The sequence below is a fragment of the Chitinophaga deserti genome (genome assembly GCF_003149455.1).
Classification (GTDB): Bacteria; Bacteroidota; Bacteroidia; order Chitinophagales; family Chitinophagaceae; genus Chitinophaga; species Chitinophaga deserti.
Window position 1 is genome coordinate 262,589 of sequence record NZ_QFFK01000001.1, and the last position, 13,093, is coordinate 275,681.

General features: G+C 52.0%; 13 protein-coding genes. 3 read left to right on the forward strand and 10 right to left on the reverse strand.

All coding sequences use genetic code 11. From position 1 onward, the window contains the following. Position 1: 1 nt before the first annotated feature. The 6 genes from kefF to DEV76_RS01020 all read right to left on the reverse strand — a co-directional run bounded on the left by kefF (position 2) and on the right by DEV76_RS01020 (position 5,813). Positions 2-616, reverse strand: coding sequence for a glutathione-regulated potassium-efflux system oxidoreductase KefF (gene kefF, locus DEV76_RS00995; RefSeq protein WP_109694195.1), 615 nt, complete (start codon positions 614-616; stop codon positions 2-4). A 78-nt stretch (positions 617-694) separates the two neighbouring features. Beyond that, a complete protein-coding gene (gene pgl / locus DEV76_RS01000; protein ID WP_109694197.1) occupies positions 695-1,420 on the reverse strand; it encodes a 6-phosphogluconolactonase in 726 nt (241 codons plus the stop codon). 3 nt (positions 1,421-1,423) lie between these two features. Beyond that, the gene (gene zwf / locus DEV76_RS01005) at positions 1,424-2,929 is read right to left on the reverse strand and encodes a glucose-6-phosphate dehydrogenase (RefSeq protein WP_109694199.1); all 1,506 of its coding nucleotides are present in this window, start codon (positions 2,927-2,929) and stop codon (positions 1,424-1,426) included. Positions 2,930-2,944: 15 nt separating this feature from the next. Continuing rightward, positions 2,945-4,360, reverse strand: a complete 1,416-nt coding sequence (gndA, locus tag DEV76_RS01010) for an NADP-dependent phosphogluconate dehydrogenase (protein ID WP_109694201.1) — start codon at positions 4,358-4,360, stop codon at positions 2,945-2,947. 52 nt (positions 4,361-4,412) lie between these two features. Further along, entirely contained in the window at positions 4,413-4,970 is a 558-nt protein-coding gene (locus DEV76_RS01015) for an NADPH-dependent FMN reductase (protein ID WP_109694203.1), read from the reverse strand. 153 nt (positions 4,971-5,123) lie between these two features. Further along, positions 5,124-5,813 (reverse strand): DUF4397 domain-containing protein, encoded by a 690-nt coding sequence (locus tag DEV76_RS01020; protein WP_157962645.1) that lies wholly within the window; start codon positions 5,811-5,813, stop codon positions 5,124-5,126. A gap of 95 nt (positions 5,814-5,908) precedes the next feature. Between DEV76_RS01020 and DEV76_RS01025 the strand changes: the two genes are divergently transcribed. Further along, positions 5,909-6,358, forward strand: coding sequence for a VOC family protein (locus tag DEV76_RS01025; protein WP_109695335.1), 450 nt, complete (start codon positions 5,909-5,911; stop codon positions 6,356-6,358). 10 nt (positions 6,359-6,368) lie between these two features. Here DEV76_RS01025 and DEV76_RS01030 read toward each other — a convergent pair whose 3' ends face one another. The 3 genes from DEV76_RS01030 to DEV76_RS01040 form a co-directional block, all read right to left on the reverse strand. After that, positions 6,369-7,691, reverse strand: coding sequence for an SGNH/GDSL hydrolase family protein (locus tag DEV76_RS01030; protein ID WP_109694207.1), 1,323 nt, complete (start codon positions 7,689-7,691; stop codon positions 6,369-6,371). A gap of 51 nt (positions 7,692-7,742) precedes the next feature. After that, on the reverse strand, positions 7,743-8,624 hold the full coding sequence (locus DEV76_RS01035; protein WP_109694209.1) for an alpha/beta fold hydrolase: 882 nt from the start codon (positions 8,622-8,624) through the stop codon (positions 7,743-7,745). Positions 8,625-8,707: 83 nt separating this feature from the next. Continuing rightward, positions 8,708-9,292, reverse strand: coding sequence for a TetR/AcrR family transcriptional regulator (locus DEV76_RS01040; RefSeq protein WP_109694211.1), 585 nt, complete (start codon positions 9,290-9,292; stop codon positions 8,708-8,710). A 278-nt stretch (positions 9,293-9,570) separates the two neighbouring features. Here DEV76_RS01040 and DEV76_RS01045 point away from each other — a divergent pair, with 278 nt between their 5' ends. After that, the gene (locus DEV76_RS01045; RefSeq protein ID WP_109694213.1) at positions 9,571-10,707 is read left to right on the forward strand and encodes a glycoside hydrolase family 88/105 protein; all 1,137 of its coding nucleotides are present in this window, start codon (positions 9,571-9,573) and stop codon (positions 10,705-10,707) included. A gap of 358 nt (positions 10,708-11,065) precedes the next feature. Here DEV76_RS01045 and DEV76_RS01050 read toward each other — a convergent pair whose 3' ends face one another. Further along, the gene (locus tag DEV76_RS01050; RefSeq protein ID WP_157962646.1) at positions 11,066-11,779 is read right to left on the reverse strand and encodes a DUF4198 domain-containing protein; all 714 of its coding nucleotides are present in this window, start codon (positions 11,777-11,779) and stop codon (positions 11,066-11,068) included. Positions 11,780-11,963: 184 nt separating this feature from the next. On the opposite strand from DEV76_RS01050, the gene DEV76_RS01055 reads away from it, so the two are divergent. Continuing rightward, positions 11,964-13,067: a type IV pilus assembly protein FimV gene (locus DEV76_RS01055; RefSeq protein WP_157962647.1), complete on the forward strand. Its 1,104-nt coding sequence runs from the start codon at positions 11,964-11,966 to the stop codon at positions 13,065-13,067. The last annotated feature ends 26 nt before the right edge of the window (positions 13,068-13,093 follow it).

The window sequence follows — 13,093 nt, forward strand, 5'->3', positions numbered from 1 at the left end:
TTCAGCGGGATGGTGCAGACAGCAGGCCGGGCATGTTGAGAAGCATATTCGCTTCCGGCATCTGCTGTAACGCTTTGAGATCAGTAGTTTTGGAGGCGAGGCCCTGCAGGAGCTGTACGTAGCTGTCTGCATATCGCGCCAGGTCCGCCTCTTCGATATGTGCCGAGCCGGGTACCACATAAGGCGGGAGGTATTCCATATGGCAAAGGGCGGCCGTTTGCCGGAAAGGTAACAGGAAATCATATACAGCGTGACCATGATGCCCTTCGGCGGAATATGCATGTGCATTGCCACCGGTGGATATCACCTGCATGAGGTACTTCCCCTGCAGCGCGGTACCATCCTTGCCGTACGCCCAGCCATGCTCCAGCACCAGGTCCATCCACTGCTTCAGCAAAGCGGGACCGCTGTACCAGTAAAAAGGATGCTGTAAAATAATCAGATCATGCTGCTCGAGGATGGGCTGCTCCACTTTAGGGAACACATCGAAGTCGGGATAGGTTTCGTACAGATCACGAATGGTAATGCCGGGCAGTGTACGTACCGCCTTCAGAAGCCGTGCATGCACGCGCGACCGCTCAAATGCCGGATGGGCGAAGAGTATGAGTATTTTCAACCGGGTATAAATTACAAATGTGCACTGAAGTTAAGATTTTATTCTACTCCAATGCACATTCGCAATAGTAAGGTATCCTTATAGTTGTAAGGCTCCTGCCGCCGCTTCGTCCACAAACCAGTGAAGCTGGCCGTTTTCAGGACGGATGAGCTGGGAAGGATATTTGTCGGGATCAGGCTCCCCTGAAATCACGCTCTTCAGCGTCAGCGCTTTCCCGTCGCCGGTAGCCATAAATATGACACAGGAGGCGAGGTTGGTAACGGGCGCTGTGAGGGTGATACGGTACATGTCCTGTGCTTCGAGCCAGAAGGCTTTCACCCATGCTTTCTTTTCATGGACGATGGGAAGGCCGGGGAAGAGGGACAGGGTATGCCCGTCGTCGCCCATACCGAGCAGTACCAGATCAAAGGTATTTTCCTTTCCGTCGAAATATTTGTGCAATGTTTTTTCGTATTCCTTCGCGGAAGCTTCAGGTTCAATGTCCGTCCGCATCACATGGATGTTTTCAGGCAGTGCGCCTACTTTATCAAGGAGTACATCGTAAGCCATGCGGGCATTGTTCCGTGCGTCTTCGAAAGGAACGGCACGCTCATCTCCCCAGAAGAAGTGAACACGGCGCCATTCGATCATATTAACGTACGGCTCTTTTGCCAGCAGGTTATAAAGCGCTTTGGGCGTGTTACCACCAGAAAGGGCGAAGGTGAATTGTTCCTGCTGCTGCAGCTTTTCCTGGATATACTGCGTGATGAACGCGGCCAGGTTTTCACTCAGCTGCTGGGTATTATTGGCGATGTGTAATTCCATGCTTTACTTTTTTTCCGGTGGCAGATTGATCCAGGAATGCCCGTCGCGGGCAATGAGTGCGTCAGCATCTTCAGGCCCCCAAGAGTCCGGAACATAGTTCGGGAAATCAACAGGTTGGCGGTTTTCCCATGTTTCGAGGATGGGCATGATCACCTTCCAGGCAGATTCTACCTGATCGGCACGCATGAAGAGCGTGGCATCTCCTTCCATTACATCGAGCAGCAGTGTTTCATAAGCTTCAGGCGTATGATCGTCGCTGTTCTCGTAGGTAAAGGTCATATTTACCGGATCGAGGCTCATCGTTTGTCCCGGGCGCTTGGCCTGGAAGCGGATACGGATATCCATTTCAGGCTGAATGCTGATGGTAAGCCTGTTATTGCGCCAGGACTCTGCCGCTTCAGCAGGGAATGCAAAGGTAGGAGCCTCCTTAAACTGAATGGTGATATGGGTCGATTTCTGGTGCATGAATTTGCCGGTGCGCACGTAGAAAGGTACGCCCTGCCAGCGCCAGTTGTCAACAAAGAATTTAACGGCTGCGTATGTTTCCGTGTTGGATTGGGGATTCACCCCCTTCTCTTCACGGTAGCCCGTTACCTGCTTGCCTTTCATCCAGCCGGCTCCGTATTGTCCGCGTACGGCATACTCATGCACGTCTTCCTTTTTCAGGGGACGGATAGCGTTGAGCACGTCTACTTTCTTATTACGGATTTCATTGGCCTCGAAGGAAACCGGCGCTTCCATGGCAACCATGCACATGAGCTGCAGGATGTGGTTCTGCACCATGTCGCGCAGGGCGCCGGAATGCTCGTAATATCCGCCACGCCCTTCCAGCCCTACGCTTTCTGCGGCGGTGATCTGGATGTGATCGATGTAATGACGGTTCCATACCGGCTCAAACAATGCGTTGGCAAAGCGGAGTGCGAGGATGTTCTGTACGGTTTCTTTACCGAGGTAGTGGTCGATACGGAAGATCTGCTCTTCTGCAAACAGCCCTGTCAGCAGATCGTTCAGCTCATGCGCGCTCTCCAGGTCATGCCCGAAGGGCTTTTCGATCACAATGCGGGTGGTATTCTTCTCTTTGCAGAGGTTGAGCGTGCCCAGTTCCTGCGCGATAGACGGCACCAGCTGTGGCGCTACGGCGAGGTAAAAGATCACGTTGGGATGCACACCCCACTCCTCTTCCTTCTTGCACACGTAGTCTGCGATACGCTGGTAAGAAGCGATATCGCCCGCGTCGAGCTGGAGGTAGTTAACGTGCTGGAAAAATTCACCGTAGTGACTGTCTTCCGCTTTGCGGCGGGAAAACTTGTCCAGCCCTTCCTGCAGGTGGCCACGGTATTTCTCATCGGAGTACTCCGTGCGGCCGATACCTACGATGGCAAACCGGTCCGGCATCCACTCATCGAGGAAGAGGTTGTACAGCGCGGGTGTAAGTTTCCGGTAGTTCAGGTCGCCGCTGCCGCCAAAAATAAAGAGGATGGAAGCAGGGGGGCGCTTATGTTGTTGCATAAAAAACGTAAAAGATTAATGGTGTTGCCAGTTGGTGTGAAAACTGCCTGGCATGTCTATTCGCTGATAAGTATGTGCGCCAAAATAATCGCGTTGCGCCTGCACCAGGTTAGTGGGCATTACTCCGCAGCGGTAAGCGTCGAAGTACGACAGCGCCGCCATGAAGCCCGCAGCAGGCAGTCCCGCCTGAGCGGCCTGCACGATCACGGCGCGCATGTTATGTTCTTTAGATTTGACAATTTCAGCCACTGCTTTGTTCAGTAACAGGTTGGGAACTTCCGGGGCTTCTTTCAGCGCCGTGTAGAATGTACCCAGCAGTAAGGAGCGGATGATGCAACCGCCACGCCATACTTTTACAGCTTCTGGCAGGGGAATCTGCATATCGTGTGCTTCCGATGCGGTGCGCAGCATGGCCATACCCTGTGCATAACACATGATGGTGGCAAACTGCAGGGCATCCTTCACCTGGTTGATGAACAGCTGCTTTTCTGCCGGTACGGGGATGTTAGGCTCAGCATATACTTTTGCTGCCTGCACTCTTTCGTCTTTATAAGCCGAAATGCTGCGCATGGATACTGCAGTATCGATAATGGTAGCGGGTACGCCAAGGTCCATCGCTTCCTGGGAAGTCCATTTACCGGTGCCTTTGGAGCCTGCCTTATCGAGGATTACATCGATGAGTCGCTGGCCGGATTTATCGTCGGGCTGCAGGAAGATGTCGGCAGTAATTTCGATGAGGAACGATTGCATTTCGCCGGCGTTCCATTCTTTATATACCTGGTGGAGCTGATCGTTGTTGAGGCCGGCAGATTTCAGCAGGCGGTAGCTTTCGCTGATAAGCTGCATGATGGCGTATTCGATGCCGTTGTGAACCATTTTCACATAATGGCCTGCAGCGCCTTTGCCGAGGTAAGCCACGCAGGGCTCCCCGTTCACTTTAGCTGCAATAGCTTCCAGCATGGGTTTTACATGCTGATATGCTTCCTGGTCGCCACCGGGCATAATGCTGGGACCGGTGCGTGCGCCCTGCTCTCCGCCGGAAACACCCACGCCCATAAAATGGAACCCGGAACCTTTCATCCCCTCTACCCGGCGAAGGGTATCGGTGAAATGGGAGTTACCGCCGTCAATCACGATATCGCCTTCTTCCAGCAATGGCCGCAGCGATGCAAGTACATCGTCTACAGGCTTACCTGCCGGCACGAGCATCATGATCCTGCGGGGGCGCTGAAGCTGTCCTACCATTTCTTCCAATGATACCACACCTTTTACACGGGTGCCAGCGGTAGCGGAAGTTTCCAGGGCTTTCGCCTTTTCGGTATCCTTGTCGAAGCCGATTACGGCAAATCCATGATCCGCCATATTGAGTAACAGGTTGCGACCCATTACCCCCAGACCAATCATGCCGAATTCATACAAGCTGTTTGACATATATTATGTTATCTGTATTGAAGGGGCGAATTTAGCCATTTGCCCCCATTAATTATTTGCGGAGTTGCAGCGTAAGGTCGCGGAGTGCTTCCAGCGAGCGGTACACCAGCTCTTTAATCTTTTCGTCAGTCAGGTTGCCGTTATCATCGAACTTCGATGGAGCCTGGGCTACCAGCACTTCCGGTTTGGCTATCTGCTTCATGTCCAGAAACTGGAATACCGGTTTGAATGCCAGCTGCATCCGTACCGTTCCCCACATACCCGGCGTAGCCCCCATCAGTGCAACCGGCTTATGCATTAAAGGAGCATCGGTTCCCCGGCTGGCCCAGTCAATGGCGTTCTTCAATCCCCCGGGGATGGAATAGTTATACTCCGGAGATACGATCAGGAAAGCATCGGCCTTCGCCAGTTGCTCCCGCATGGTGCGCACCGGTGCCGGCCGCTCGCCCGTATCAAGGTCAGAATTATATAACGGAACTTCATCAAATGTGACAATTTCGGAAGTCATCCCTGCCGGAAGATTGGCCAGGGCGGCGTGTAAAAGCGCCGTGTTGTAGGAACCTTTCCGGAGACTACCGGACAGGCCCGCAATATGTACGTTGGTACTCATGAGATTTGCAGTTCGAACATCAACGCGGCAAAAATAGGTACAAAAAAGCATCAGGAAAAGGGAAAAACACCCGGGAGGGTAGTATAAAATGCTGAAACCGGCTGCCAGACGAGCCGACAACCGGTTGTGGGGTTTTATTGGATCAGAAAATCTTTACTTGTTGGTCACCACTTTCAGGGTTACCGCGTGCGTGGGCACATCTCCTGAAATAAAGATGGTGTAAACTCGGCCTTCCGCCAGTTGTACATTGGCCTGCGTTACCTGTACCACACCGCCGGGGTTCAAACGCACTTCGAAAGAATGCGTACCTGCGTCTATGGGAATAAAGTTGTCGTTATTTTCCGCACTGGCCTGCGTTTCAAATGGCCGGTTGGGGAAAAGGGGCTGATAAACCGCATTTACGAGGTAATTCACATCCACAGCCGCTAATCCGTTAGCCAGATGGAAGAATCGGACGAAGGCCTTCCCGGCCTGCGCATTGGGGAAATCATCTTCCACCACGAATTTCACGAAGCTGGACGACTGGTCAGCGAACAGAATACTATACCGGCGGTTCACACCAAACTGAATAGCTTCGCGGAGGAGCGTTTCCCCGGTTCCGCTGCGGTTTACCCTGAATTGCCGCGTGCCGGGTATAGCATCAAAATACCCTACCGTGGAACCATAAGGCATAGCCTGATTATTTAATTTATTGGGTTCCAGGTACATATCAGCTCCTGTAGTGCGTGCGGATGCCTGATATACCATTGCCGCAGCTACCGGCAGGGGGTTATCATCATCGTCGTTGTTGCTGCAGGATGCAAAAAGGAAGAGGAAAGAGCAGAATGCCAGCAGGTTTCTCATAACCATGTAATTTTGAGTGAAGAATGGATATGGGTAAACGGACAAATTACCATTGCAACTCCCGTGCCGCAGAATTGATTATCTTGTTTCCCGTTATGAAAAAAGCGCTCCTGACATGCCTGCTGGCCGCTGCTGCTACAGCAGTTTCTGCCCAGCAAAAAACCCGGGCCACCCTCAACCACCTGGCCCTTTATGTGCAAAACCTCGAAAAGTCGACGGTCTTTTACCGCGATCTCGTGGGACTGGACACCATTCCCGAACCTTTTCACGATGGTAAGCACACCTGGTTTTCCGTAGGTCCTAAAAGCCACCTCCACCTCATCGCAGGTGCGAAAGGGCCGCACACGGGCGACCGTAACTCTCATATATGCTTTAGTGTGCCCTCGGTGGAGCAATTCATCGAACGGCTGGATAAAGCCGGAATCTCTTTCATTAACTGGGCCGGAGAAGCCCGGAAGGTTACCCAAAGGGTAGACGGTGTTAAGCAGATTTACCTGCAGGATCCCGATGGATACTGGGTAGAAGTAAATGATGCAAAAGAGTAAGGGAAGCCCCCTACTCTTTCACGATCTTAAAACGGTGTGTAACCGGAGTACGTAGTGCTGCCGGTATCACCGATGCTGCCTCAAATTCCCGGATAATTTCCTGCTCGCGGGGCTTGTTTTGTTTATATGCAATTACGCGTTTGATATTGGTGGAATCCAGTCCCGACTGGCCAGGGTTGGCAGTAAATGCATCCAGCTCTTTCGCGAAGCGGTGTTCAACCAGCTTTATATCGCGCAGGAGTTTTTCCAGCTTCCAGGCTTCGGCCATATGTTTCTGCACCTCCATTGCCTGGCGGTATTGCGGTGTTTGTGTAAGTTCAGAGAGATTCAATCCTCTTTCCAATACACCGGAGAAGTAAGATCCTATCTTTTCATCATCGATGTAGAGCGTGTAATTACCCGGCTGGATGTATTGCACGAAAAGCATTTCGCGGCTGATGTCGTTCACTACAGGAGCCAGTTGCAATGCAGGCAACTGATCATTACGCAACGGGAACGGCAGGGCACTTTCCAGCATGGTGAACGTAATTTCTTTATCACTCCTTTTCAGGTCGCTGATCTTACAAAACTTGCTTTTCCCCTGGCTGGTGGCGGTATTTTTTCCTATTACCATGTACGATACAAAAGGCTCAGCCTTCATCGTTTTCAGCCACTCCCAGCCCATGAGCAAGTGCCCCGGACCTGCAGGATGAACCCTGTCTTTACTCACGATGGTAGCCGTTGAGTCCGTTGATTGTGCCAGCTTATTCTTTTCCACCATCATTTGCCAGTAATCCACCAGCGGAAGCTTATACTTGCGGGTGAGCGACTTCACGAATTCACCGCACTCTTTCAATGCATCGTTCGCCCCTACCTGGTTATTACTGGTCATTTTCGATGTCTGGTCATAAATGGAAGGGGTCTGCAGAATTACCTTCACTTTCGCAGCCAGCAGTAAAGTAACGAGACTGTCTACGTTCCTTTTATAATCACGGATAGCGTTCTGTTGTTTATCACGGATACCAGGCTCGTTTGCGCGGCGGGCATCGTACAGGGGGCGGCCCACATCGTTCATCCCGATCATTACCACCACGTGAGTGGGGCGGTGGGCAAGAATATCGCTGTTCAGGCGGCGTATCATGCCAGAAGCCACATCTCCGCTGATGCCGCCGTTAAAGAACTGAACGTTCAGCGAAGGATACCGGGTGGCGTAATACAAGGCCACGTTGTGCCAGTAATCGCCGTTGTGGGTGATACTGTTACCGGAAAACACCACCCGGTCTCCCGATTTGAAATACTGTGCGGATGCTGCCTGGAATACCAGCAGGAAAAGAAGAAGGAATCGTGTGCGCATGGTCGTAAAAAAGGGTTGTGCCGATAAATATACGCAACACGATCCTCAAATTCAGGCCCTATTATATTTCGGGGCTACTTCCCGGGTAAGGAACCCGTCGATCAGGGAAGCGATCTCCGCCCCGTGTGTTTCCAGCGCAAAGTGCCCGGTGTCCAGCAGGTGGAAATCCACATTTTTAAGGTCGCGCTTGTAGGGATGCGCGCCTGCTTCCACAAAAATCTGATCGTTCTTGCCCCATACTACCAGTGCTGGAGGCTGATAGGTACGGAAGTACTCCTGCCATTGCGGATACAGGGGAGGATTGTTCTGGTAATCATAGAAAAGCGCCAGCTGAATATCGCGGTTACCGGGCCTGTCCAGCAGCGCCTGGTCATGCGTCCAGGTATCCGGGCTCACCAGCGTGAGATCTTTTACGCCATCCTGGTATTGCCACCGGGTGCTTTCGGGGCGCACCATTACTGCGGCCCCTTCAATGGCTGCAGCATCGTTCCGGTTGGCCCAGAAGGTTTTGATGGGCGCCCAGAAGTTATCTTCCATCCCCTGTTTATACGCATTCCCGTTCTGCACGATCAGCCCTTCCACTTTCTCAGGCCGCCGCGTTGCAATACGGTAGCCCACCGGCGCGCCGTAATCCATTACATACAACGTGTATTTTTCCAGCCCGATGGCATCAATGAAACCGTCAATAGTTTCGGACAACTGGTCGAATGTATAGGTATAATCTTCCACACCCGGCATGCTGCTCTGCCCGAACCCGGGAAAGTCAGGCGCAACGAGATGATATTTCTCCGCCAGTGCGGGAATAAGATTGCGGAACATGAACGATGAAGTGGGAAAACCATGCAGAAGCAGGATGGAAGGGTTTTGCGGATTGCCGGCTTCGCGGTAAAAGATATCCAGTCCGTTCACTGAAACGGTGCGATGATGTGTCATAAAATTGGTTTTTTAATTTTGTACTATTTGGTCAAATATTGGTGTTAAAAAGACGGCAGATGAGCTGCCGTACAAAAAAGAAGTTACGGTTTCAGGAGCTGTAGCTGCATTTCCACCAGTTCTTCCAGCGCTTTGCGGCTGTACATCCTCCGGGAAATGCTCATACCGTTCCACATATTGAGCAGGAATTTAGCCATGAGTTCAGGCGAGGCTTCTTTACGGATCTGTCCGTTTTTCACTCCTTTGCGAAGGTATTTAAGATATATCCCTTCCACGTCGAGCAATTTGTTGCGGGCCATTGTAGCCAGCTCTTCGTCCATGCCGCACATTTCGCCGAGGGTATTGACGAGAAAGCATCCTTTCGCATGATCTTTCGGATCGGCCGGGCGGGTTACCTGCCGGAAGATTTCACGGACACCGTCTAACGGGTTATCAAATGCTTCGAACTTCGCCGTCATATCGTGCTGTGCGTATTTGAAGAACCGGTCCAGCACACGCACGAAGAGGTCGCGCTTGCTGCCGAAGGTGTTGTACATGCTGCCCTTGTTGATATTCATGGCGGTGAGCAGATCTTCCATGGAAGCAGCATCGTACCCCTGTGTCCAGAACACTTCCGTGGCCGCGCTGAGCGCGGTTTCTTCATCAAATTCCTTATGCCGTCCTGCCATTGTATCTATGCTTTGATGACCCAAAGATACTATTTTGTACCATATGGTCAAATATATTTTTAAAAAGAAAGCACATCCGGGGGAGATGCGCTTTCGCAGAGGGGTTTGGGGAAAAACAAACAGTAGTTATCAGACTAGCGATTACAAAAGTAGTCTCCGCCAACTGTAAAAACACGAGTGAAACTGCTGATTCGGGAAAAAGCGTAGTTCTACGCACCGGGATATTGCAAATTTGCAAACGTTTGCATAACTTGGGAATTGCTCAAATTCCGCATGTTATGAAAACGATAATCCTGAAAGGCTTTGCAGGGCTTCTCCTCCTGCTGCCTTCCGCTCTCTCCGCCCAGTCGGGTAAAAATGCCCTGCGCAACTTCCCTGCCGGCTCCACTCCTGAAGAAATCGGACAGAAAGTAGCCGCACGTTTTGTGGCTACTCCGCATACCAATTTCGGCAGGCCGGTACCTCCCCGCGTTATCACTTACCCGGAAACATGTACCTGGTACGGCGCCCTTACCTTCGCTAAAGTAACGGGTAACAACGCCCTCCGCGATCAGCTGGCTGCCCGCTTCGAGCCGCTGCTCGGTGCCCGCGATACCCTCATCCCCGTGCCCGACCATGTGGATTATACCGTTTTCGGCTCCGTTCCCCTCGAGCTGTACCTCCAGACAAAAGATGAACGCTACCTCAAACTCGGGAAACATATTGCAGACAAGCAATGGGGCCCTCCCGAAGGGAAGCGCGTGGTTCCCGCCAGCCACCGGTTCTACAGCCAGGGGTATACCTGGCAAACCCGCCTCTGGATCGATGATATGTTTATGATCACCACCGTACAGTCGCAGGCTACCCGCGCCACCGGCGACCGCACCTATATCGACAAAGCGGCCAATGAGATGATCCTCTACCTCGATTCCCTCCAGCAACCCAACGGGCTCTTTTACCATGCGCCCAACGCTCCCTTCTTCTGGGGCCGTGGCAATGGATGGATGGCAGCAGGCATGGCCGAGCTGCTGCGCTCCGTTCCCAAAGACAATCCCAACCGCCCCCGTATACTGGCTGCCTACCGCACCATGATGGCCTCTTTGCTCAAACACCAGTCGGCCGACGGGATGTGGCACCAGCTGATCGACGATCCCAATTCCTGGAAAGAGACTTCCTGCACAGGCATGTTTGCCTTTGCCATGATTTCCGGGGTTAAAAACGGCTGGCTGGATGCCAAAACTTATGGGCCCGCCGCCCGTAAAGCATGGCTTACCCTCATCACCTACCTCGATGAAAATGCGGATATCCGGAACGTTTGTGAAGGAACCAACATGAAAAACGACCACCAGTATTACCTGGACCGTAAGCGCCTCACCGGCGACCTCCACGGCCAGGCCCCCCTCCTCTGGTGTGCAACGGCCCTGTTAAGACCTTAACTCACATTAAACCCCATAGTAACCCAGATTTACATTCCGGTAAAATTTAATGTAAGGCACCTTTGAGTCACCTTGAAGCATACTATAAGCTACCTATAAGCCACCCTTATATAGGGTATCTCAAAGGTGGCTCAAAGGTATCTCAAAGGTAACTCAAAGGTGGCTCACATGACAATCAACCGACAATCCTGAGAGGCTGAACCTATACTTAGCTACCTGTCTGAACCGGCTGCAATCCGAGAGAAACCTTCGTTAGTTAGAAATAGCACAAATAAGTCTGCAGGACATAAAAAAACCTCCCGGAGGGTTAGTCCGGGAGGTTGGGGCACAAACAAGGAATCTGTACGACGGATTTTAATTATTTCACTTCAATGCAATAGGTTGCACAGCGCCAGATCTTTTCGTAAGCCTTACCATTATGGTCGCCTTTTTCTTCAGCGTTTCCGGCTATTTCTACCATGTAGCGGCCGGGCCAGAGGGGGGTAAAGGATGCTTTACCGGTGCTGTCGGCCCACATTTTCTTACCCCAGCCATTGGGAGCAAATACCTCGATCTCCTGTCCATCTGCGGGCTTCTGATTCACAAGTGAATAGAAATCAATCTTTTGTCCCACTTTAAGGGTGGTATTGGGAGCAGTGTACACGCTCAGGGTATTTTTATTGGCGGTAGCGTCCAGCTGGCTGGCAGCACCTACACGCACCACGGCGCTGGAATGGTAATCCAGGCGGGAACCATGGTAGACGTCTTTCACCACATGTTTCATCACTACGGTATAGGCACCGTCCTGATCAGGAGTGAAGAACGCTTTGTAGTGGTCCTTACCGGGTGCGCTCTGCAGGGGCACCACTTTACCATCGGGGGTAATTACGGACAGGGTGTATGATTTGGTATCTGAAAACCATTTATCCAGCGGAGAAATGTCTTTATCGGCGAATTCTCCCCAGAAAACGCGTACTTCCTGGGCCTGACCTTTTTTGCCAACGGGGCTGGTCTCGATCCAGAGTGCATGGCCGAAGGAGTTGATGGCGGCGAAGATCGCGAGGGCCAGCATAGATGTAAAACGTGATAACATAAGCTTCTTGTTTTGAAGGTGTAAAAGTATGGCTGGCAAATTTGGGGAGATGATCGGATCGGGAATTTGAATTATACATCCGGGAAAAATCGCGGGCATGTAATTTGCGCCGTAATAAGGGATATTTCCATAATTTAGTGACAATGATATGCGTTATACGCACATAGCTCCTAAAAACACCCGCATGAAACGGATTTTCTTACTGCTCGTATTTGCCCTCCCCTTTGCCGCCTCCGCCCAGAAGCTGACGGAATCAGCCATAGAAGATATTTCTACCAAAATGGCCGCCCAATTCCTGAAACTGAACGATCCCGCGCTGGTATTTGTGACGGAACAAATGAGCAGGTCGGGCGCCGGCGGACTGGAAGTGGATAAAACCATGCAGGACCTTAAAAAGGAGCCCGCCGCCATGGATGCCGCCCTGAAATATCTTTTTCAGTACAGCGACTGTAACCGGCAAACCTTCATTGCCAACCTCCGCGCCATGAACCTCAGTTCCGGCAACGTGTTTCCCGTAGCTACCTACACGGTGAATAAGTATAAAGACGAAGCCAAGGCATTAACCGACGAGAAGAAGGAGCTGTACCGCATCGGTGCCATTCCTAAAGCCATTACGCTGATGGTAGCCCCGCCGGCTAACCTCGATGCTGTTACCACTACCAACCTCCCGGCTTCTGCCGCCCCTGCCAATACACAAACTGCAGCCGGCACTCCTGCTAAGCCTGCCGGCCCTGCCAATGTATCTGCCGCTGGTGTAACAGAACCGGCAGACACCCGCAATTGGGATGTACGCCTTGTTTTCGGCATGGTGAAGCCCGACCAGCTACAGGCCCTGTATGGCAAAGAGAACGTGGAGCTGCGCGATGCTACTGACTTCGACGGGAACGATGTAGGCAAAGCCTGGGTGGTGTATCCGGATACGGAAAATGAAATGTCTGTCATCTTCTATGCAGACTCTACCAAGTCCATCACCTTCGGACAGGAAAATACCAAATGGAAATCCCCCTTCGGCATAAAACCCGGCGATCCGCTGGAGAAAGTGCAGAAAGTAAATACCCGCGGCTTCCGTATCAACGGGTTCGAATGGACCAACGGCGGTACCGTAGCGAGCTGGGATGGCGGAGCGCTTGACAAAAAAGGCGTACACATCCTCTTCAGGGCACAGAATACCGGCGATCCGAAGTTATATGACCAGTTCACCGGCGATAAGTCGTTCCGGTCAGACGCTGCATCCGTTAAGAAGCTGGGTGTAGTGGTGGAAAAGATCGAGTTCCGGACCCAGCCCTGACCCATTAAATCCTGTTTCCGTAATTT